19 protein-coding genes and 2 tRNA genes are annotated in these 20,267 nt (G+C 49.5%); 2 read left to right on the top strand and 19 right to left on the bottom strand.

Going from position 1 to position 20,267, the window contains the following annotated elements; genetic code table 11:
• Nucleotides 1–11: 11 nt before the first annotated feature.
• The 4 genes from PREMU_RS01645 to PREMU_RS01660 form a co-directional block, all read right to left on the bottom strand.
• On the bottom strand, nucleotides 12–1,256 hold the full coding sequence (locus PREMU_RS01645; protein ID WP_007572617.1) for an ABC transporter permease: 1,245 nt from the start codon (nucleotides 1,254–1,256) through the stop codon (nucleotides 12–14).
• Between the two features lie 17 nt (nucleotides 1,257–1,273).
• Complete coding sequence (locus PREMU_RS01650; protein ID WP_007572618.1) at nucleotides 1,274–2,539, bottom strand: ABC transporter permease; 1,266 nt, start codon at nucleotides 2,537–2,539, stop codon at nucleotides 1,274–1,276.
• The gene (locus PREMU_RS01655) at nucleotides 2,536–3,255 is read right to left on the bottom strand and encodes an ABC transporter ATP-binding protein (protein WP_007572619.1); all 720 of its coding nucleotides are present in this window, start codon (nucleotides 3,253–3,255) and stop codon (nucleotides 2,536–2,538) included. Before PREMU_RS01655 ends, PREMU_RS01650 begins: the two co-directional genes overlap by 4 nt.
• Before the next feature lie 172 nt (nucleotides 3,256–3,427).
• Nucleotides 3,428–3,500 (bottom strand) — tRNA-Phe (locus PREMU_RS01660).
• 160 nt (nucleotides 3,501–3,660) lie between these two features.
• Here PREMU_RS01660 and PREMU_RS01665 point away from each other — a divergent pair.
• Nucleotides 3,661–3,733: transfer RNA gene (locus PREMU_RS01665), tRNA-Pro, on the top strand.
• Nucleotides 3,734–3,859: 126 nt separating this feature from the next.
• Nucleotides 3,860–5,035, top strand: a complete 1,176-nt coding sequence (locus PREMU_RS01670; protein WP_007572620.1) for a tyrosine-type recombinase/integrase — start codon at nucleotides 3,860–3,862, stop codon at nucleotides 5,033–5,035.
• Between the two features lie 89 nt (nucleotides 5,036–5,124).
• Here PREMU_RS01670 and PREMU_RS01675 read toward each other — a convergent pair whose 3' ends face one another.
• The 15 genes from PREMU_RS01675 to PREMU_RS01750 all read right to left on the bottom strand — a co-directional run bounded on the left by PREMU_RS01675 (nucleotide 5,125) and on the right by PREMU_RS01750 (nucleotide 20,163).
• On the bottom strand, nucleotides 5,125–7,104 hold the full coding sequence (locus PREMU_RS01675; protein ID WP_007572622.1) for a hypothetical protein: 1,980 nt from the start codon (nucleotides 7,102–7,104) through the stop codon (nucleotides 5,125–5,127).
• Between the two features lie 2 nt (nucleotides 7,105–7,106).
• Complete coding sequence (locus PREMU_RS01680) at nucleotides 7,107–11,501, bottom strand: phage tail tape measure protein (protein ID WP_007572624.1); 4,395 nt, start codon at nucleotides 11,499–11,501, stop codon at nucleotides 7,107–7,109.
• A 63-nt stretch (nucleotides 11,502–11,564) separates the two neighbouring features.
• Nucleotides 11,565–11,777: a hypothetical protein gene (locus PREMU_RS01685; RefSeq protein ID WP_007572626.1), complete on the bottom strand. Its 213-nt coding sequence runs from the start codon at nucleotides 11,775–11,777 to the stop codon at nucleotides 11,565–11,567.
• Nucleotides 11,778–11,860: 83 nt separating this feature from the next.
• Nucleotides 11,861–12,721 carry a hypothetical protein gene (locus PREMU_RS01690; RefSeq protein ID WP_007572628.1) on the bottom strand — a complete coding sequence of 287 codons (861 nt, stop codon included), beginning with the start codon at nucleotides 12,719–12,721 and terminating at the stop codon, nucleotides 11,861–11,863.
• Nucleotides 12,669–13,508 carry a DUF6712 family protein gene (locus PREMU_RS01695; RefSeq protein WP_007572630.1) on the bottom strand — a complete coding sequence of 280 codons (840 nt, stop codon included), beginning with the start codon at nucleotides 13,506–13,508 and terminating at the stop codon, nucleotides 12,669–12,671. The genes PREMU_RS01690 and PREMU_RS01695 overlap by 53 nt, the downstream gene beginning before the upstream one ends.
• Nucleotides 13,483–14,943 (bottom strand): hypothetical protein, encoded by a 1,461-nt coding sequence (locus tag PREMU_RS01700; RefSeq protein ID WP_007572632.1) that lies wholly within the window; start codon nucleotides 14,941–14,943, stop codon nucleotides 13,483–13,485. Before PREMU_RS01700 ends, PREMU_RS01695 begins: the two co-directional genes overlap by 26 nt.
• Nucleotides 14,940–15,194 carry a hypothetical protein gene (locus PREMU_RS01705; protein WP_007572634.1) on the bottom strand — a complete coding sequence of 85 codons (255 nt, stop codon included), beginning with the start codon at nucleotides 15,192–15,194 and terminating at the stop codon, nucleotides 14,940–14,942. Before PREMU_RS01705 ends, PREMU_RS01700 begins: the two co-directional genes overlap by 4 nt.
• A gap of 99 nt (nucleotides 15,195–15,293) precedes the next feature.
• Complete coding sequence (locus PREMU_RS01710; RefSeq protein ID WP_007572636.1) at nucleotides 15,294–15,608, bottom strand: hypothetical protein; 315 nt, start codon at nucleotides 15,606–15,608, stop codon at nucleotides 15,294–15,296.
• Complete coding sequence (locus PREMU_RS01715; protein ID WP_007572638.1) at nucleotides 15,605–15,832, bottom strand: hypothetical protein; 228 nt, start codon at nucleotides 15,830–15,832, stop codon at nucleotides 15,605–15,607. Before PREMU_RS01715 ends, PREMU_RS01710 begins: the two co-directional genes overlap by 4 nt.
• On the bottom strand, nucleotides 15,829–16,113 hold the full coding sequence (locus tag PREMU_RS01720) for a hypothetical protein (RefSeq protein WP_156803931.1): 285 nt from the start codon (nucleotides 16,111–16,113) through the stop codon (nucleotides 15,829–15,831). The genes PREMU_RS01715 and PREMU_RS01720 overlap by 4 nt, the downstream gene beginning before the upstream one ends.
• Before the next feature lie 2 nt (nucleotides 16,114–16,115).
• Nucleotides 16,116–16,403, bottom strand: a complete 288-nt coding sequence (locus PREMU_RS01725; RefSeq protein WP_007572641.1) for a hypothetical protein — start codon at nucleotides 16,401–16,403, stop codon at nucleotides 16,116–16,118.
• Entirely contained in the window at nucleotides 16,400–16,642 is a 243-nt protein-coding gene (locus PREMU_RS15215) for a hypothetical protein (RefSeq protein ID WP_169311300.1), read from the bottom strand. Before PREMU_RS15215 ends, PREMU_RS01725 begins: the two co-directional genes overlap by 4 nt.
• Before the next feature lie 636 nt (nucleotides 16,643–17,278).
• The gene (locus tag PREMU_RS01740; protein ID WP_007572648.1) at nucleotides 17,279–18,523 is read right to left on the bottom strand and encodes an Ntn hydrolase family protein; all 1,245 of its coding nucleotides are present in this window, start codon (nucleotides 18,521–18,523) and stop codon (nucleotides 17,279–17,281) included.
• A gap of 580 nt (nucleotides 18,524–19,103) precedes the next feature.
• Nucleotides 19,104–19,634, bottom strand: coding sequence for a retroviral-like aspartic protease family protein (locus PREMU_RS01745; RefSeq protein ID WP_007572655.1), 531 nt, complete (start codon nucleotides 19,632–19,634; stop codon nucleotides 19,104–19,106).
• A gap of 13 nt (nucleotides 19,635–19,647) precedes the next feature.
• Complete coding sequence (locus tag PREMU_RS01750; RefSeq protein ID WP_007572657.1) at nucleotides 19,648–20,163, bottom strand: pepsin/retropepsin-like aspartic protease family protein; 516 nt, start codon at nucleotides 20,161–20,163, stop codon at nucleotides 19,648–19,650.
• Nucleotides 20,164–20,267 lie beyond the last annotated feature (104 nt).

Below are 20,267 nucleotides of genomic sequence, written 5' to 3' on the forward strand. Positions count from 1 at the left end.
TTCGTTTCCGTTTATTCGTCACGCATGGCATCGACAGGCTTGATGCCCATAGCCCGCATGGCCGGTGCCAGTCCGGCAAGGACACCCAAAACACTGAGCAGCAACAAAGCTCCCAGAGCTGTCCAAAACGACACCTGGTAGTGGGCTGTCACCTCACCGGCCGTAGTGCCGGCAGTTGACTGCAAAGCTTGGAGAATCAGTACGGCGAAGACAATACCCATCATCCCTGCCACAAGGGTGAGGAGGATGCTCTCCGAAATGATTTGCGTAAGAATCATCTTCGGTGTGGCACCGATGGCCCGCCGAATGCCGATCTCTACGGTACGCTCACGCACGGTGACCATCATAATGTTGCTCACGCCGATGGCTCCGGCAAGCAATGTTCCGATACCCACCAGCCAAACAAGGAAGTTGACACCCCTGAAGAGGCTGTCAACCATAGAAAACATGGTAGCCGAGTTGAACACCAAAAGCGCCTTCTCATCCTTAGGAGAGAAGTCATGTGCATGAGCTATGATGTTCCTGATGCGCGGAATCAGAGGCCGTGTCTGTACGCCCGGACGCGCCACCATGCAGACCATGGTCACGCTGTCGCCAAGATTGTAGGTCCGTTGCATAAGTGTCGACGGCACCGTCACGAGCTCCTCTGCGCGACTGCCTACACTCATGTTGCCTAAAGCGAGGTCTACTCCGACTATCTGATAATAGGTAGAGTCAATGCGCACCATCTGTCCCGTAGGGTCGCCCCCATCGGGGAAGAGGTCATTGTAGATCTTTTTCCCGATAACACACACACGCCGTCCCTGATCCATGTCCATACGGTTAATGAACCGCCCGTAGAGCAGGTTGGGCTCGTCCACACGCACATAGTCGGGGCGTACGCCACGGAAGTTGCACAGGGTCTTCCTGTCACCATGATATGCCCTGCTGCCCCATCGCATGACGAGAGGTGTGATGAGTTCCATCTCAGGTATCTGCCGCAACAGGGTGACGTCCCGGCCGGTAAGTCCCCATGCCCGGCCTTTCCGGTAACCATGCCACGGCACCGTGGTCTGCTGAGGATAGACAATGACGCTGTTGGTGGCAAAACCCTGGAAATTCTCACTCAGTGCATCCTTCATTCCCTGACCGCCGCCGAGGAGCACCACCAGCATGAAGATGCCCCAGAACACGCCGAAGCCCGTCAGCAACGACCGGGTCTTGTTGCGCATGAGCGTCTCAATAATTTCCTTATATGCATCAATGTCTATCATCATGGTCGGGATTCTCCATGTTATTCCGCCGCCAGGGCTACGACGGGCCTCACCTTAGCCGCTTTACGTGCAGGCATAAGCCCGGCAAGTGTACCGGCGACAATCATCAATAAGGTAGCCTCAACGCAGACGTCAAGCCCCACAGTGGGATTGAGAAAAGTTGTCACCTTCATGCCACCACCCATATCCAAGGTCTGACTGCCAATGGTGGCATTCATATACTGATTGGCAAGCACGCCGAGGAACATGCCGATATATCCGAAAAAGGTCGTGATGATGATGCTTTCGGCGATGATGAGCCTCAGGATCGAGACAGGCTTGGCTCCGATGGCTTTCCGGATGCCAAACTCGCGTGTGCGCTCCTTGACGGCGATGAGCATGATGTTACCCACGCCGACGATGCCACTGACAAGTGTCAGCAAGCCGACCACCCACAGTGCTGTTCTGATGATGGACATACCCTTATCCATTTGCATATTCTCCGTGAGGCGGTTCCATATCCACACCGCTTCCTTGTCATCGGGCGCCGCATTGTGGTTCTTGTTCAGACTGCCACGGTACTGGTCCTCAAAAGCGTTGTTGTCGGCCTGGCTCTTCAGCCCCTGGAAAGAAAAGACAATGTCATCCGTCTTGTCGCCCTTGGCATAGATGGCACGAACGGTGGAGAAAGGAGCATAGACACTCTGGCTCATCCCGCTCTCGTCCTTCTTTGAGATACCCACAACCTCAAAAGACAAACTTCCTACATTGACCTGACTGCCAAGCAGAAGATGATAATTTCCAGGCGAGAGCTGCTTTGCCTGTTCCTCGTCTACGACCAGTACCTTACGTCTTTGCGCAAGGTCTATCTGGTTGATGAAGCGACCGTCGAGAATGTCTATCTTGTTGATTTCCGCCTCGTTGGGATACACACCGGTGACGGTTGTAGAGACATAGCTGCCGCCCGGTGTACTGACAATTACTCCGCTCTGCGACACTTCCGCGCCGAGAGTCTCCACGTTGTTGGCAAATTTTTCCCGGGTTGTGGCAATGTCGCCATCGTCAAGCGTAATGGGACGGTTCTCCTTCATGCCCTTGTAGGCTTTTGAGGTCTCACCACCGGACACCTGCATGGAGTTGGCCATGAAATGGTCCATATTGTGAGTAAGCCCGTTGATGAGCCCGTTGCCCGCCCCTAAGAGGACGATAAGCATAAAAATGCCCCACGCTACGGCAAAGCCCGTGAGGGAAGTGCGCAGCTTATTGTGGCTGATGGTAGCGAATATCTCTTGCAGTATATCTGTCATTTCATTACGGTTCCTTCTCCAAAGATGCTGGCACGGTGGTCATAGTTGTCCTCAATCTTTCCGATAACTCCGTCCTTGATATGGATGATCTTGTCTGTCTCGTTGGCGACACCGCTCTCATGGGTCACTACGACAATGGTCTTATGTTCTTCCTGGTGCAACTGTTTGAGCAACCGCATGACTTCAAGACTCGTCTTGGAGTCGAGTGCTCCTGTTGGCTCATCCGCCAAAATGACTTTAGGATTGGTGATAAGGGCGCGGGCAATGGCAACGCGCTGTTTCTGGCCGCCCGACATTTCGTTGGGATAATGATCCGCCCAAGGCAACAGTCCCAGACGTTCAAGATATTCGAGCGCCAGCTTGTGGCGTCGTTTCCGGGAGACATTCTGATAGAAAAGCGGCAGCTCTACATTCTCTACGGCCGTCTTGAAACCTATCAGGTTGAAGCTCTGGAAGATAAAACCGATGAAATGATTGCGGTACTCGGCAGCGCGTGTCTCACTAAGGTCCTTGATTAGTGTGCCGCCAAGAGTGTACTCTCCGCTGTCATAGTTGTCGAGAATGCCTAAAATATTCAGTAATGTTGATTTTCCGGAGCCGGACGCACCCATAATCGACACAAACTCACCGTCGTCAATGTCGAGGTTAATACCCTTGAGCACATGCAACGGCTGCGCGCCGAAATAGGTTTTATTGATGTCGTGGAGATGAATCATGACTGCTTTGTATCTTTGGCTACTTCATGTTCATCAGAATCTCTCAGCCTGTTGTCCATGTCGCAAATTTACCGCTATTTTCCCATTCCTGCAACAAAACAGTTAAATATTTCAAACAAAAAAATCCGGCAATGACCGAGGCCATAAACCGGATTCGAATGAAAGGAGGAAGTGGTACCTCTTGGAGTTGAACCAAGGACACATGGATTTTCAGTCCATTGCTCTACCACCTGAGCTAAGGTACCGTTATTTGCAACTTGAAAGACATTGTTTCCTGAATGTGGGTGCAAAGGTAATGCTTTTCCCGAAACTTCACAAACATTTCGTGATTTTTTTTCAAACTTCTTTTTTTTATTGAATTGTTTCGCCATTATCAAAAAAAACTATACCTTTGCATCCAATAATCGGGATGTAGCGCAGTTGGTAGCGCACTACGTTCGGGACGTAGGGGTCGCCAGTTCGAGTCCGGTCATCCCGACTTTAAGTAAGGTAAGCGGTTGATTTTCAACCGCTTATTTGCGTTTATGACACAATCGGTCGGACAAAAGTCGGACACGGATATCATGGGGTTGTTATCAAGACAGGCCGTTTCCATAAAAAGGAAATGGTTAAAAAAAATAATTTTTCAAAAAACGACGCAATCGCGGAAATAAAGAAATGGACTCCACCTCGGCTTCATCTCGGTAAGGAGAGTTATGTCGACTTCATGGCCTATGACCCTCTTACTGGCAAGATGAAGCGAAAGAAAATCATGGTAGGGCGTATTAAGGGCAGGAGAGCGCAGCGGGAATATGCCGACGGCATTATCCAACGTCTGACGGAAAAGCTGCTTGGAGGATGGAATCCTTGGATGGATTCGAATAAAACTGCCGAATATACCAATTTTGATGTAGTCTGCCAGGATTATAAGACCTATATTGCAAGACTGACCAAGGAAGGAAGTCTGAGGGAGGAGTCTTTTGTCTCATACTGTTCTTACATGAAGATCTTCGAGGAGTGGGCCGCGAAGAGTGTCAAGTATGTCTTTCAACTTGACAAACAACTGATTTCTAAGTTTCTTGATTATGTCTTCATCGACAGAGGAAATTCCATACAGACCAGAAACAACTACCTTGCCTGGCTCAGAACCTTTTGCTCATGGCTGTTGCAGCGAGGGTTCGTCAATGAGAATCCGACCGCTGGTCTGGTGCTTGTCAACAAAAGGAACCGAGACAAGAACAGGACAACCATTGATGACTACGACCTGAAGCGGGTTCACTCCTATCTCGAGAGCAACAACAAATACTTCCTGCTGGCCTGTTATTTCCTGCATTACCTTTTTGTCCGTCCCAGGGAGATGTCTTTTCTGCGTGTTGGTGATATTAGTGCCAAGAGCAGTGCGCTGACATTGCATGGCAACGGTACTAAGAACCGTAAGAGTGCCGTACTGACTGTTCCAAAGAAAGTGATGGCCCTTATGATTGAGCTTAGGGTGCTCTCCGAACCGTCCTCCTATTATCTCTTTTCCAATGATTTCAAACCAGGTGAGGAGAGGTGCAGCGAGAAACAGTTCAGAGATTACTGGAACAGACATGTGAGAAAAGACCTTGGTTTGCCTGCCGAGCTCAAATTCTACAGTCTGAAGGATACAGGCATAACGAACATGCTGAAGAGTAATATGGACGTACTGTCTGTCAGAGATCAGGCAAGGCATTCGTCGATATCCATCACCGATATGTACACACCCACCAATGTAGACAAGATCAATAAAGCCATTCTCGATTACGAGGACGAGCTTTAGAGTGTCCAAACTCTTTAAAGGGGAACTATGAATCACTCACCGCTCCCCTTGAAAAAACAAAATTGAAAAATATATATTATGAAAGGAGATCAAAGTATCTCGCAGAAGTAGCCGGTCTTCTCCTTGTCGATGCCGTCATCAGTGACGTTCATCTCTATCTTCTGGCAGATATGCCGCTTATTATGGAAGATGAAGATTTTCGACGGATCGGGTATTTCGTCGGTGACGAACTTGAAAGTGATGAGGTCGTGTGCATCTACAGGGGTTGTCTTAAAGCGGCTGTTGTTGTCATCCCTGCCTAAGTTCCCAAACGTCCGGTTGCCGTTACCGAACGTCCGGCCGATATTGGCAGGCGTGTATTCGAGGGACAACGACCCTCTTTCTTTTGACACGACGTAATCCGGATAAAACCTATAGTCGGTGTAGAGCACAGGCGCACGGTAATCCGTATCTTCGTTGGTCAGCCGATCACTACAGACTACGGCGGCATGGCTCACCCTGTTGACGACGCAGTTGGCCTGAAACGCCACTGGCATTCGCGTGTCGTCACTGTCCTCTGATGTGGTGCTTTCATTGGATGTCCCTTCCATCGCATCCTGTACGGTGATGTAATAGTTGCCGTCATCATCCACTTCCATATCTTCCACCGAAGCCTCCTTCTCATTGGTAACGGACGGCACGACGATCCAACGGTCACCCATTCTGTCGAACAAAGATTCAAAGAACTTCTTTTGCTTGTTATCGCCGTCAAAGTTTCGTCGCTGATACATGGCTGCCGGACAGATATTCAACTGTTGCGAGCTGTCGCTGTTGATATCCCGGATGATAGGGTTGAAGTAGCCGCATGCCGTCCGTCGCCATTCCGTCTCCTTGTTCTCCGGGTTGCCGTCTTTAGGGAGCTCGGCCCAGATATAATAGATATGGCCAACCTTGAAGATAGTGGTCCGGCGCTCGCGGTCGGTCATCTTCTCAGCTGCCGTGTTTAGCTCTGCTACTGTAGCATATTCCTTTGTCTTGTATTGTTTGAATACTGATTGCGAGATATACTCGCGCCAGTCGCGGTTGGCGGCATCGTCAAAGTTATACTCTATGTTCGACGTGACGAGGTTATCCAGTCCGTCGTCATCATGCTCCACCGAGAAGTCATCCTCGCACTCATAAGTTACCGTGTCGTTGGTCAGCAGTTCGTTGGTAGCAGAGATGCGCACGGTTTTAGCCACTTCATCGAAGACGAAAGAGGCATTGAAGAATTTGCGCAGCTCATCGATGAACTTATACACTGTCCAATGAGGCAAAGCGTCCTTTATCTTCCTCGACTTGCAGGCAGAGACAATGATCAGCCGGTTCCAAGGATCCTTATCGAAGTCATTCTTCACGATAGTATATCCCTCATATTCCATCACCTTCCTTAGAATGTAGAAAAGGTATGGCTGAAGGGCAAGATTTGTCATTATGCGGAAGTCGCCCTTTAGTTTATGGCCATTGATTTTCAACGTTGTCCCTTTCATGGCCATCACGCGGTTGGCCTGTACGTCGTTGGTCTCGTCGTTGACAGGCGCAAGCACCGCTACGCCTTTCTGCCCGACAAAATTGGATTTTGTGAGATCGATGGGAAGAAAGACATTCTTGTCTTCCATCGAGAACGGAACAGAATAGCCGAAGTTTTGCGTGGTGGCCATGTCAACGCCGCTGTCGAGGATGACCGTGGGATACTCGATCTCGTCGATGAAGTGCTTCTCGAATTTCGAGTTGTACTTGATACGGCTCTTGCCGCCCACTATCTGCACCTTCACTTTCTCTGGGGTGATGGAAGTGACGGTGCCCTTGCCAGACATAACGAGACGGTTGCCGGCATACAGTCGGCACGTCTCGAAGTCGGCAATGGCTTTTTTCACGTCGATGCGCTGCACGTTGCCGAAGATCTTGCGGTTGGCCGCGATATCCATCGGGAACGTGATATCGTAGGTGTATGAGCCAGAGTCCTTGACATACTGGTTCTCGTACGTCACCTTTATTTTGTCCGAAGATGACGGGTAGGCCATCTTACCGTTGAGTGTGCATACTATCATCTCTATTTGTTGTTTTGAATGTTATCCCAGTGCTTCTCCTGTTTCTTGAAGTCTTCCATCGACACGTTGGCCGTGATGCCACCGTCGAGGAGAGAGCCGATTTTCTCCAATGTGTCCTGTGCCTGCTGCAAGGTAGCAGCCAGCTCGCTGTTGTCGGTCTGTACGTTGACGGTGGGAGCCGACACCACGGTAGCTCCACCGGTGCCCATTGCACGGGACACATCCGCAGCAGTGAGTCGTCCGACGGTATTGTTGCGCTGTGCCACGTCGATGAGCCGTAGAGCAGGAAGCAGCTGCGGGTTGTTCACGGTGTTGTGGTTGGCCACAAACTCACCTTCGTGTACCACTCCGGCCTCTCGGTGGTAGCGATTGCCACCTGTGAAGCCGCCCTCGTAATAGCCGGCCTCCTGTGCCTGCTGCTGTTTCTTGATGGTGGCAATCTGTATGGCACCAGCTGCAAGGGCAATGCCGGCAGCGATAGGAGCAAGCACGAGGTTGGCAGGATAAGGCACGCCGCTCATGGCAGAACCGTAGGCGGCGATGGCACTCATGGCCGTCTGCGCAATAGCCTGCCCTATCTCCATCTTCATCTGTTTCTTGGCATACTTCGTCTTTATCTTGGCCACCTCCTTCTGCTTCTTCTCTTCGAGCTTCTTGCTCTTAGCCGAGTTGTTGCCGGCCTTCTCTATCATCTTGTCATACTTCTTCTCCGTGACTGTCACCTCGTAGTCCGATTGCGCTGAGTAGTATGAGGACATGGCCGACATGATGGGAGAGATGGCATCGTAGGCAGCCTGCATCTTCGCGGCCATGCCTTGACACATATCAGATGTGGCCTGGGACATGGCGGCCATAGCCTCTTGGTGAGTAACAATGCCCTGCTGTTCCATCTTCTTGATGTTGGTCAGCGTCGAGGCGTATATGGTTACGTCCGAGGTATAATAGTCGCCCACGCCGGTACCCGTAGGATGCTCATTCTGATAGTCAGCCTTGGCATTGTTTGATGCTGTTTGATAAGCCGTGTCCGCATTGCGTTTGAACTGCTCACCCTTGGAGTTGTTCAGATTGTTCTGGCTTTCTTCCAAAGCATAGTGGAGTTTGATATTGCGGAGCATCTCTTGGTATTCCTGCTCCTTGATGATGCCTTTTTCATGCAGTGTGTCAAGGCCGTCGAGCGTAATGCGCTCCTGTTCCTTCGCATCTTTCCGCCCCCATTGCTCGCGATACTGAGAGAGAAGTTCGGAATAGTGCTGTTGCAGGTAGAGTTCATGTTCCTCTTCCTTCTGTGTCATCTCAGCCTTAGAGTCCAGCCATTCTTGCGAGCCTTCCTGTAGCACCGCAGTCCTGTCTGCGAGTGCAGCCATATCAATCTCAAACAATCTTTCGTTCAATGCCTCTTCATTATGATATATTTCCGAATTCGGATCATTGAAGTCTTCATTAGCAGCATATATTGCACGCTGATGATTTATCTCAACGTCAGAGAGCAATGCCTTTTGATGGTCTTCCTGCTTTTTCTGTCCCTCCTTAGCTATCTCATCTTGCCACTGGCCATAGTCTGTCCCGTATTTCTTATAGATGGCCTCCAAAGCTTTATACCCCTTGATAGCAATGTCGTGCTGGTCGTTGAGATATTCGGAGTATTTCTTTTTGCCCTGAGAGTAGGCCATTATGTTCTGAGCTTGCTCTTCATCGGTCTTACCTTTGGCGGCTTTTATCTCATCCTGGTAAGCCTTGCGTGTTGCCGCCTTCATTTCATTTTCATGCTTCTTGGCAGCTGCTTCGGCTTTATTTCTGGCCGTTTCTGCTGCTTTTGCTGCTTTAGCTGCTTTCTTAGGGTCAACATACGGTTTGTTAGAGCTCGTAGTTGAAAGTGACCATTCGGGCGCGGAACCGCCGCTACCAGTGCCATTCTCCACCAACCTGTTATATGCGTTGCTGACACCCTTGTTCGCCTTCATATAATCATTGATAGACTTGATTTGGTATTGTACGACTTTCAGGTTGTCACTGGCCTTCTTTGTCAAATCTACCCATTGCTGAAGCTCTTTGTGCTTTTGATAGTTTTCTTCGGTTGGAATGGACGGCCCGATCATAGCTGAGCCATAACCTGTAGTATAGACTTGATTGGTCGTGGCATTGTATTTGTCCGGATGGCGATTGATTTCTGCCTGTACCGCCTTCCTCGAGTTTTCATGCCGTCTAATTTCTTCTTGCAGGTCGAACTGTTTTCCCTGTAGAGCCACCATTCGGTTATATAAGGCTTGTGCCATGGCAGCGTCATTCAACCGCTCCACATATTCTTTAAGAGCCCGATTGTTGGAAGCAGTCAGCGAAGCCTCATTGCGCAAGTTGCGGTGATACCCCGGAACAATCTTCTCCAAGGCTATCATGGCGTTTTTCTTCTCATTGTATGAGTAGACGTTGGAGTTAATGATGTTTGTCAATCTTTCCAATCGCGTCCTTTCTTCAGCTGTTGACTGGTTCCTCTCCTTGATGGCTTCGTTTAAATCCTGTGCGGCAGCATGAGCTTGGCGTACAGACAGCAAGTTGTCATGCATGGCCTTGTTATGCGCTTTGATGGCCGATATTATCTTATAGATGGCAACTCCTAAAGCCAAGACTACCGCCGTGAGTGCAGCATAAGGATTAGTTATAGAGGCAGCTCGCATTGCCAACATAGCTTCCTTAGCCTTCTTAATCTGTCCTGTAAGAAGATAATAGGCCAATTTAGCAGCTGTGATTGCCGTCACTTTTGCCTTCAATAAAAAGGTCTCGGCTTTATGAAGCCCATTGACAATAACCATCAACGCAGCGTGTGCTTTTTCCTTGATATAAGCGGCATTATACACTGCGGTAACGATGGCTATTGTACTGGCTAGTGTTATAAGCGTGCCGATATGCTGCTTAGTATAGCTGATAAGTGTATATAGTCCCTTCACTATCAGTCCGCTTGTAGAAATGGTATATTGGACGACAGGCAACAGCTCCTGTCCCAAGGCGATGCTTACCTCTTTGAACTGTTTCTTTGCCATGTCCATTTTCGCCTGAACGGAAGAATTCTGCGTATTGAACTCCTGCAGAATGCTCGTGCCATTTGCATAGGCTGTGTTGGCGACATTCTGCGCCTCTTTTACTTGATCCAGATGGGTAGCAACAGCCGACAATACTCCGACGGCACGCGTACCATCGAGGTTCATACTCTCGAACATAGGGGCGAGATCGGCAAATCCTCCTTTATTTTGCATACTCTGCATGAACTCCAGTAGCGCCTTGTTGGCATCCTCTTTCAGAAGCTTAGAAAATTCCTTCACCTTGATTCCAGCTATAGCGGCGAACTTAGCCGGGTCCTGATACATCTTAGTGATAAGCTGTGAAAATACTGTGGCAGCGGTCTTCTCTTCCTGCATGTTCTGGTCGAGAGCCGAGGCCAAACCCATGATTTCCTGCTGAGACATACCTGCCTGTCTGCCCACTCCGGCAAGGTCGGCGGCAAAGTCTACGATATATCCAGCATTAGCTGATGATGATTGAGCAAGCTCGTTAACTGCTGAACCTGTTGCAAGCATGGCACCACGGAGTCCTTTTGTCCTGTCCTCGCCAAAGACCTGAGCCAGTTTGCCTATTTTGTCCACGGCTCCTTCGCCAAGATCATCTCCGAGTGACACGTTGATTTTATCCGCGGCATCAACAAAATCCTCAATATTTTTCTTAGCGGTGATACCAAGACGACCGGCAGCGCCAGCAAGTTCATTGAGCTGTTCACGAGGTGTGCGAGTATTCATCGTCTTAAAGTCCTCATTCATCTCCTCTACCTGTTGCTTAGTCTGGCCAGTGTACTTTTGTACGTTGACCATGGCCTGATCCATATCAGCGAAGTCGGATACAGATTTTCTTATAGCGATAGACAACCCGGTCAAAGAACCGAGGATCTGTGTGAACGCCCCCCAGTTCTTATTAAGGAAATCCATGCCTCTCGACCAAATACTCTTGGTCGTCTTTGACTCATTGTTGACTTGCTGTAGTTCCTGCTTACACCGCTTGAGCTGTTCGTTAAGGAACTTCCACTCCCTTGAATTCCGCTCTACGGCTCCACTCTTGAGCTCCTTGTTGATGGCTCCCATCGTCTGGCGGATTTCCTTTATCGATGATGTCTTCAGGTTGTCGAGGACATGAGACACCTTTTGAGCGGATGTCTTCATGGCATCCATCTCTTTATTGGCTTGTTTCAAGTCTTTCTTAACCTGTTCAAACTTCGTCCAGTCACCAGCCTTTGCAGCCGCTTCCTGTTCATCCCGCAGTCTCTTTATATCCTTCTCCAAGCTTTCCAACTTACTTTTTGCCTGTTGGTCGTTAAGAAAGATCTTGGTGGTAAAAGTTGATGTCTTGTCTGCCATAAAAAATGCTACTTTTAGATTTCACTCCAAAAGTAGCATTTATAATGTTATTGTGAAAATACGCTATTTAGCTTTCTTCGGTAAGAGGGTGTCAAGGCCAGCCGCTTTAATCTTTGCCTTCAACTCTGCCGTCTCTTCTCTGTTCTTTCTTATTTGCTCCTTGACATCGTCAAAAGTGATGTCAGAAGAGCTGCTATGCCCGATCTTGCTGACAGCCTTGATAACGACCGTCACCAAAACAATCATGACATATATGAAGAACATCTCGATAATCATAGTTACCTTTTTTATTTCTGCTACAAAAATAAGCAAAATATTTGAAACCCGCAAATTTTGACTACAATATTTGCAGTGAAATATCATTGTTTGTTGCGTATCTTCTCCAGTTCCTCCGCCTCACGTGCCTTTGCGTCGAGCTCAGTGAGTGCACGCCAGCAATTAAGCGACAGAACTTCCTTCTCCTTGGTCGGGTCGCCACCCGTTAAAGCACGGAGCTGCACATTGTACAGCTCTATGAAGTTGACATGCTCAGGTTCTCCGTCTTCTACTGTTGACTTCTTGAGGAAGTGTGGAAAAGCATCGGCCATGACGCGCTTAATATGGGCATACCAAAGCATTGTGCCAATACGCTCTCCGGGAGTGAGAACAACCTCATCAACCTTTCTACCGTCATCGTCAACGGCATCACCATGACCGGCTGCCCTGCCATTCCTATCATGGTAGAGCCACATGGCCACGTTGTCTAACCACTCCATATTCTTATCAGCGATGAAGTTCTGGTAATATTTCTCGGCGTAGAGATATTCTTCGAAGCTGACTCCATCCTGTAAGAGAGCATCGGCCGCATGGAGGCCACAGACTGCATCCAACCTACAGTCCATGTCCTCCAATTGGTCGATGAAATCAAACTGGTGTATGAAGCTTTGCATCTCTGATGTCTTGATATAGATGGCGCGCTTCTTGCCGTCCACCATCGTCCAGAACTTCCAGCCGAAGCGGGTGTGCCGGATGACGTGAAGACCACAGAAGTATATCATCATGTACGTCTTGACGGCCGTCGGTTCATTTTCGATAGCCATGAGGTCGAAGACGATGCGCAGCTGCTCCTGGCTCAGTTCTCGCCACGACGTGGGCGCGGTGAGGTTGATAGTCACCGTGCGGTTCTTCTCATCCGTTGAAGACGTAGCCTGCGCTGTCCTTTCTGTTCTGGTATGGCTCATAGTGGTTGGCTTTATAAGCGATGCTTTCGCGGTAGAGCTTGAAAGTTTCTTTGTTGTCGTTGCTGTCGAGGATGCGCATCAGCCGGCGATAAACGGGCTGTTTGAGCGTCCCCAGGCTTTTCACTGCCCAGGTGTCGGTGAACTTCACGATGAGACTCATCATCTCGCGGTAAGGCTCCAGCCTGTTGGGGTCATTACGGCGGAAGGCATCGAGGATGTCGTCCATCTGGCGGTCGCCCATCTTTGTGCGCAGCATCTCCTCGGCTTCCTCGATGGTCTGCTGGTAGCTATCCCAGTCGGTAGCCGAAGCGTTCTGGTGGGTCTCGAAGAAGAAGGTGTATTCGTCGTAGAGATGGTCAATGAAGTGGCGGGCTTGCTCGGTGGCTCCCCAGTTCTCGCTGCGCAGTAGGTTGAGCGTCATGGCCAGCGTTTTGTGGTACTGTGTGCGCAGCTCTCCCTCCAGAGCATCGACGCGCTGCTTGCTTGCCGGAGCGAGGTTGTCGTTGCTCACCACACCGAAGCCGGTTGGCGTGAGCACGAGGTCGAGCTGGCGCAGCACACTGAGGAAAGCCGACAGGCACACGAGCTGCTTGTACCAGTTGACGAGTGTTGAGTCCTCGCCAAGCTCTTCCATATGCTTCATGCCGGCCACACCGAGCAGGGCATCATTGCTGAAGGAAAGCTGACGTGCGATAGCTGGCTTTACGCTCTCATATACGCTGTCGTTGGAAGCGGCTCCGACGGGCAGTGCCTGTTCGAAATCACTCTTGGTTATTGTTATCTCCATTGTCGTCTGAGTTTGAGTTTCCACTAACTTTCTTGGCATCCTTATTCTCATCGAGGGTGGTGAGCATGAGCATCGGCACATCGACGGTACACCGCTCTGACCAGCCGTTGTAATGCAGGATGACGTGGTAGGGCTTGGTCATCACATCGTGGTAGGGCTTCTCCAATGCTTGTTTGAGGGTGAAGAGCTCTCGTTTATCAGAGCCAGAGTTGTTCATCTGGCTCTTGCCGGGCGTGGCTCCCACGAGGTTGGGATGCACGCCGTAGGCAAAGCAGAGAGCATTGGCGGCCTCCTGCATGTCGTCGCTCCAGTTGCCGCCCTCTTTCTTCGACGGGTCGTTGAGGTTGACGATGCGCACCATGCGGTTTTCCTTGCCGTTAGGGTCGATGTAGTACCCGGTGATGAGGGCCTTGCCGGCATTCTCCACGCCACACACGAAGTCGACGATGTTCTGCCGTTCCTGCTTCTTGCGCTCCTCGCGCTTGACCGGGTCTTCGATGTTCTCGTTGTCGCACACGTTGTCCCAGTATTCCTCGTGTACCTCAATCTGTACACGCGGCGCACTAGTGTTCTTGATCATGAACCGCTTGCCGATGCCTATCAGGCGGTAGATGTCGTACCACGAGTCGCGGAAGATGCTCGAATAGTAGGGCACGGGATAGTACTGATAGCCCGGCGTGGCCATGCGTGAGAGGATGGCGAACTTGCGGTCCTTGGTGGGCTTGTTATGGATAAGTCCCGTGGCAGGGTCTGGACGCTTTCCCATGCGCACCTCAAGGTCGCCGAGGGGATCCCAGTAGTCGAGCAGAGGGATGGCCTCGATACGCTTCTCGTTGAAGTGGCCGACACGGAAGTCGCCGAAGAAGACGTGCTCTATCTTGCCCGACACGGTGGAGGGGGCGTACTCGAAGCGGCAGTAGCACGCCTCCTTGTGGCGTACCTGGGCTATCTGCGAGCCGTCACGGGTGAGGATGATGCAAGTGACGGAGAAGTTGTACATCTGCATGTCGGTACACTGCTCGGCGAAGCACTCCTGCAGAGAGTTCCTGAGGCAGAAGTCGCGGATATCGGGGTCATCGACATCTTTCTTCTCCTTCCTGTCGACGAAGCGCAGCCCCTGACCGTAGCAGCAGATGGTGTTGAACTGCTGGCACTGGGCGGTGATCATGTTGTCGAGCACATACTTGCGGATGGTGTGGGGCAGCATGTCGTCAATGCCGAAGGGTACATACTGGTAGCCCTTTCCGCCGATGGAAAGGGGCTTGACGTTCACCAGGCCGTCGTCCTCATCGAAGACGTCGCTGCTGTCCGCGCCATACTCCGAGGCGACGGAGTTATAGGCCGATGTCGTAATCACGCCCTGGGGCATGATGCGGAAATGCTGCACGCCGCCGTTCTGCCCGGTCTGTACGAGTTCCAAGTCTTTATTGTTCATAGATATACTTTCATTCCGTTAACTTCCAATATGAATATTTCGGGTATCTGCCTTATCTGATGGCTCACAGGATTGATGATGCGCATGTAGCCGCCCCTCCAATACTGGTGATGAATGAGCCATCCGCGGTACTCCACCAAGTGGCCATCACTGCGGAAGGCTTTGATGTTCACCGTCTGCTTGCGCTGATAGGCGAGATCGAGGTATCGCTGCATCTCGCTGAAATGGATGCTTCTCTGCTTCTCTTTCATACCGCAAAGATAACCTGTAAATTGGCAGGAAAAAAATACAAAGGGGCACCGGCCTCACGGTCAGTACCCCCCATAAGGATTATGGTTAAAAAATGTCTCCTAAACCCGGAAGTCCATGTCGCGCCAGATGGCCCATTTCACCGTGCCGTCCTCGACGGTGGTGGTGCCGAACTCGTGCATGAACATGTAGTTGGCAATGACGCGTATTTCCATATAGTACATCGGCCGCAGGTCGCCCGCAATCTCATCCGATGTCTTCGGGTCCGACACAAGCGGCGCACCCGTCACGCCCTTGCCGGGCAGGTTGTCGCGCGTCTTCATGTACTCATCGAGCAGCTTGCACTGCATCTTCTCTTCCTCGGTGCGGTCGTTTTCCTTCAGCCAGTCGAGGAACTGCTTCAAGTCCTTGTTCATTGTTGTGCCCTCCTTATCTTTTTTAGGTCCTCTTTCATGTCCGACAGGCTGATCATCCAGTCGGTGAGCGTCTTGCGCTCTTCGTCGTTCTCACTGTCGCCGAGCTGCATGAGCAGGCGGTCCTTCACATCGTCGATCAGCTCGATGCGGTTCTGCAGGGTGTCGGTATCGCAGAAGTCGCCAAGCAGGGCCACGGCCTTGCCGTCCAATAATAACTTACTCATGCCTTGCCTCCTTCCTCCTTATTAGGCGCAGCAGGTATCTTGATTGCTTCCACCGTGACGTATTCAAAGGAGTAGGCTGCTGCCCGTATGACAGTTTCAAGTTCCTTGCTTCTTGACATCGCCGTGACCAGCATCTTGACGAGCGCAAAGGTGTTCCTTTCGACTTCGCTGTTGATTGCCATTATATCCTTCCCAAGTGCATCTTCCATCTTCACACAGACTACCATTCCTTTCTTAGGTTCCGCGTTGACCATCCTTGTCAGGAACTCTTTCGTTGCCACGTTCATCGCTCGCCTCCTTCCTTGCTTTGTTGGTACTCGGTCTGCAGGATAACCACCTGGTCGTAGAGCTCGCGGTCTCGCTTGTTGTATGCCGCTTTCGCAGTGGACATGTTCTGGTAGTAGCGCATCGTGGCCTGCTGCTTGCGGCGGCGGTAGTCCTCCTCGATGCCGTTCTTCTCGTCGTAGTAGGCCTGGAGCAGGTCCTGCTGGTAGCTGACCCACGCAACTGTGTTGGCCTCGCGCTTGGCGCGAAGCTCCTGCGTCCGCTGCATGTACTCTTCCTTTGTCATGCCTGGCCTCCTTTCTCTCCTTTGTTCAGCCGATAGACAATCCAGCCACTCACGCCCATAGCGGCGAAGCTCACCAGCGGGGCCTGCTCCACACACACCGCGCCCACGACCATGGCCAACGGAAAAACAACGCCGATGCGGATGGCCACTCTTCGTGTCACCTCGAACTCGGTGATACGGCTGTAGAACGCGCTCTTGGTGTCCAGCCACTGGTTGATCACTCTGCCCGTCGTTCTCATCCTCTCTCGGAGGCTCACCGGCCGACGGACCTCAGACGCGGTGAAGTTGATGGTTGCTTGTTGCATAATGCATCGTCTTATAACCTTTCCCGGATAGCCGGGCCTTTGTTTGGCAGAATAGAAAAGCGGCTGCCGATTCCGCTGGTTATAAGACGATGACTTCACCCGAAGGGCTTATCTAAATCTACGGAATGGCAACCGCCAATATGTTGTCTGCGAATAGTTACTCGCGTCTTTGCCGGGCATAAAAAAAGCCCGACCGTGATGTCCGAGCAATGACCGCTGCTCTCCGGGATGGACTACCATCGTCTTATAACCGATGGCAAAGATAGGGAGAAAAAGCGGAACGGCAAAGGAAAATGGTGGAGAAAATGCGTTTTCACCACCATTTTTAACATTTCAGCCCCACAATTCCTATCGAGGAGTTGCTTATTGCACATAGGTGAAGCTATTTGTTTTTATTCTTTTCTAAAGAAGAAGCAAGTGACTCGTCTAATTGCTTTGTAATCTTTTCGAACACATTTTTTGAAATGCGGGATGAGATTTCCTCGACTTGTTCTGGGGTCAATAAAGTCCCTTCAATTTGCGATTTAGGACTTAAACTGCTTATCATTATGCCTGCCATAGAAAACCTCCTTACTTAAAATAGTTGTTGAAAAATGGAGCGTTCAGCTCTGGTCTGAAATAATGCTTCCTGTTGATCCACACGAATCCGTCGCCTTTCGATATTACGGCAACATCCACAGGGCCACCAACGGTCTCTTCTCCCGGCTGCATTCTCCTTACAAGAGAAGTAAGGGAAATGAAGCTTTCTGCCATATTTGCCATATCTTCTTTGTCCAATGATACAACCGTATTCAATAAAGGAACTGTATAAGTATCACGCATCTCTCTGTTGATTTGATATGTTATGTCACGGATGACGGAATTTATATCAAGACCTTTGATGGCTGAGGACACAGTAGCAGTCGATGGATCTGCGTCCAGTTTGTTGGTAATGGCCTTAGAAAACGACTTGATGGATTCCTCTATGACGTTATAAATGATGTCTTGAAAAGACGGGTTGATGCCACGGATGATAGTTTGCGTCACATCTACCTGGGCAAAAGGACATATTACCGCGCTGGATCCATGTTCTGAAATGATGGCAATATTATTTTCATCCACGAAATAACGCAAGTGATCATCAATTCCAAATAAAACACTGATGGGATACAGAGAAGGGTATATATCTGACTCCCCATAACCGACAAACACCAAACCTGTGCCTAATGAATTGTTCAGACTTGCCGACAAATAATAAAAAAAGGACTCACATAATACATCTTGGAAGTCCATTCCATTAAGCTTGGCATAATCCTCTACTTCTGCGAGCGCAATGTTTTTGAAGGCGTCATATTCATATCCGTCGAATTCTGGACATTTTAGGGTCTGTTTATTGCTTTCCATGCAAATCTGAAGTTTCTCAACCAATACATCGGAGGTTTGTTCTTCAGGCTTCATTTCCTTTTCGCGAAAAATCTCATTTCTGCAAATGTTTACAAACGAGTCCAATTGCAATCTCAAAAACGAGCGCTGGGTCTTGTCGTCGCAAAAGAAATGGCGGAAATGAAGAAAACGTATGAAGTCATCAACGTAATCTTTAAGAAAGGGAAACGCCTTTTCTCCAAGTTCTTTCCTGTATTCTTTAATGATGATGTCCCAGGGCACACCCATAAAAGCAGCATTACTATACGTCATAACAGCCACGGGGTGGTATTTCGATAGTGTGAAGATCTTATTCGCACTATTCACCACTTTGTGGGTGTTGCCCATCGTCACCGCACTGTCTGCGGCAATTGCCGCACCGTGCTTGTTTAATACTGCTACGATTGCTGTCATACAATGTTTCCCTTTTATAATACAAATATAATCTGTTTATCTCAATCAGCCAAGTTCCAACAGGTATTTGGGCTTATCGTCCTGCCTTTGCATCTCGTTCATTATCTCTGTCCAACCCGGCATGGCTAAATCTTTATGTTGTCTACACTACTGTAAGAGTGTACTTCATAATTATCTTTGTCATATCGCGATATAGCCTCATAGCTTTTCTCAAGGCTTGTATTGTCTTGTTTGCACGATGAAGTGTTGGTCATCGCACACAATTGTTTTATTTCTTTAGAAATGTCCATATCGAAATATTTTAATCTTACTTATAATTACAATGCAAATATAGCATGTTTGTTTTAAAGGTGCAAGACCTAACTGTCATTTTTATCTTATTTTTTGTTTCAAATATGATAAACAAGGTCTACAATGACAAGGAAATTATCTACTATTACGTCGGCAAAGTTAACCATTCTTTCTGAGATTACAAAGGGTAAAGTTGGAAAAGCGGAACGGCAAAGGAAAATGGTGGAGAAAATGAGTTTTCACCACCATTTTTAACATTTGGAGGGGTGGTGAAGTTCGTAAAACTCATTTAATCCCTCAGTCCCAAGCTCTTTTTCTTTCGGTCGAGAATCTTTTTCTTAAACATGGCCATCTTTTGCAATATCGTCACGCTGTCATCATCCCGGGAGATGAATATATTCCTGTCAAAGATAAACTTCAAAATTGTATCTCCACTCACCTGTTCAAATAATAGATTGCCCATGGTGATAATGTCAAGGCCGATAACAAATTCAGCTGCTCCTATGGCATCCGGCAGTATTGCGGCTTCCACGTATGCCATATAATCCCTGTCTCCGGGCAGAGCGAAGCAGAGTGTTGTCATCCGCCTCATGTTTCCATTTGCTGTCGCAGAATGCATTTCACTTGCCTCTTCCAATCCCAGCTCGTTGACAATTCTTTCTGACACGAGCGATTGCGAAGCCCCAGTGTCCCATAGCGCATTGACCACCATTGAACTCTTTGTGAGGTTGTTATACACTCTCAAAGGTGTCACTATGCTCAACGGCTCCTTGCCTATATTATAGATGAACACATTGTCGGGGATATACTTATTTACCATATGCTTTGACACTTTATTTGTTCCCTTCAAATTTCCTTATCAGGTTGTAGATGGTCTGGTAGGACCTCCACTTGCTGTTGGTGTCATCACCCGTATGGATGAAGTAGTCGCGGTTGAACACGAATTCCATCAGTGTGCCCTCCTTTGTGCGCGTGAGTGAGAAGTCGCCCATGTTAATGATGTCAAGGCCGATGATGAATTCCACACCAACAGAGATCTTCGGCACTATCCGGGGATGGATATAGGTGTACCACTCATTGTTGCCTGGAAAGGCGATGGCACAGCCCATCTCGCTCGGCATCGTCTGGACAACGCCGTCCATCAGTCCGGCAGGACGGCGCGACACGCCAAGGCTGTCGGCAAGCCGTTCTGACATCACCGAGAACTGGGCGCCGGTGTCCCACACGGCATCGAGTACTATGCCTTTCTCATGATACTGGTTCTCTATTCGTGTAGGGGTCTTCAGCAGCCCGCAGCCATCAGGGAAGAAGAACTTCAGCCTGTCTTTCTCACTCGTTAAGTCTGTCATACCTCAAATTGCTATTATTGATGCTGCAAATATAACCATTCCTTTCTAATTTTCCAACGTTGGGAAGAAATAAATCGAAAAAGCCTCCCACGCATCACGCGCAG

Source organism: Hallella multisaccharivorax DSM 17128 (assembly GCF_000218235.1).
GTDB classification, from domain to species: domain Bacteria; phylum Bacteroidota; class Bacteroidia; order Bacteroidales; family Bacteroidaceae; genus Prevotella; species Prevotella multisaccharivorax.

What these genes read in the sequence shown, in the direction of transcription:
- PREMU_RS01645 (WP_007572617.1), bottom strand. Translation starts at nt 1,256, where the DNA reads ATGATGATAGACATTGATGCATATAAGGAAATTATTGAGACGCTCATG.
- PREMU_RS01740 (WP_007572648.1), bottom strand. Translation starts at nt 18,523, where the DNA reads ATGACAGCAATCGTAGCAGTATTAAACAAGCACGGTGCGGCAATTGCC.
- PREMU_RS01750 (WP_007572657.1), bottom strand. Translation starts at nt 20,163, where the DNA reads ATGACAGACTTAACGAGTGAGAAAGACAGGCTGAAGTTCTTCTTCCCT.
- PREMU_RS01700 (WP_007572632.1), bottom strand. Translation starts at nt 14,943, where the DNA reads ATGAACAATAAAGACTTGGAACTCGTACAGACCGGGCAGAACGGCGGC.
- PREMU_RS01725 (WP_007572641.1), bottom strand. Translation starts at nt 16,403, where the DNA reads ATGACAAAGGAAGAGTACATGCAGCGGACGCAGGAGCTTCGCGCCAAG.
- PREMU_RS01650 (WP_007572618.1), bottom strand. Translation starts at nt 2,539, where the DNA reads ATGACAGATATACTGCAAGAGATATTCGCTACCATCAGCCACAATAAG.
- PREMU_RS01715 (WP_007572638.1), bottom strand. Translation starts at nt 15,832, where the DNA reads ATGAGTAAGTTATTATTGGACGGCAAGGCCGTGGCCCTGCTTGGCGAC.
- PREMU_RS01690 (WP_007572628.1), bottom strand. Translation starts at nt 12,721, where the DNA reads ATGAGCCATACCAGAACAGAAAGGACAGCGCAGGCTACGTCTTCAACG.
- PREMU_RS01710 (WP_007572636.1), bottom strand. Translation starts at nt 15,608, where the DNA reads ATGAACAAGGACTTGAAGCAGTTCCTCGACTGGCTGAAGGAAAACGAC.
- PREMU_RS01705 (WP_007572634.1), bottom strand. Translation starts at nt 15,194, where the DNA reads ATGAAAGAGAAGCAGAGAAGCATCCATTTCAGCGAGATGCAGCGATAC.
- PREMU_RS01745 (WP_007572655.1), bottom strand. Translation starts at nt 19,634, where the DNA reads ATGGTAAATAAGTATATCCCCGACAATGTGTTCATCTATAATATAGGC.
- PREMU_RS01655 (WP_007572619.1), bottom strand. Translation starts at nt 3,255, where the DNA reads ATGATTCATCTCCACGACATCAATAAAACCTATTTCGGCGCGCAGCCG.
- PREMU_RS01685 (WP_007572626.1), bottom strand. Translation starts at nt 11,777, where the DNA reads ATGATTATCGAGATGTTCTTCATATATGTCATGATTGTTTTGGTGACG.
- PREMU_RS15215 (WP_169311300.1), bottom strand. Translation starts at nt 16,642, where the DNA reads ATGAGAACGACGGGCAGAGTGATCAACCAGTGGCTGGACACCAAGAGC.
- PREMU_RS01670 (WP_007572620.1), top strand. Translation starts at nt 3,860, where the DNA reads ATGGTTAAAAAAAATAATTTTTCAAAAAACGACGCAATCGCGGAAATA.
- PREMU_RS01675 (WP_007572622.1), bottom strand. Translation starts at nt 7,104, where the DNA reads ATGATAGTATGCACACTCAACGGTAAGATGGCCTACCCGTCATCTTCG.
- PREMU_RS01695 (WP_007572630.1), bottom strand. Translation starts at nt 13,508, where the DNA reads ATGGAGATAACAATAACCAAGAGTGATTTCGAACAGGCACTGCCCGTC.
- PREMU_RS01680 (WP_007572624.1), bottom strand. Translation starts at nt 11,501, where the DNA reads ATGGCAGACAAGACATCAACTTTTACCACCAAGATCTTTCTTAACGAC.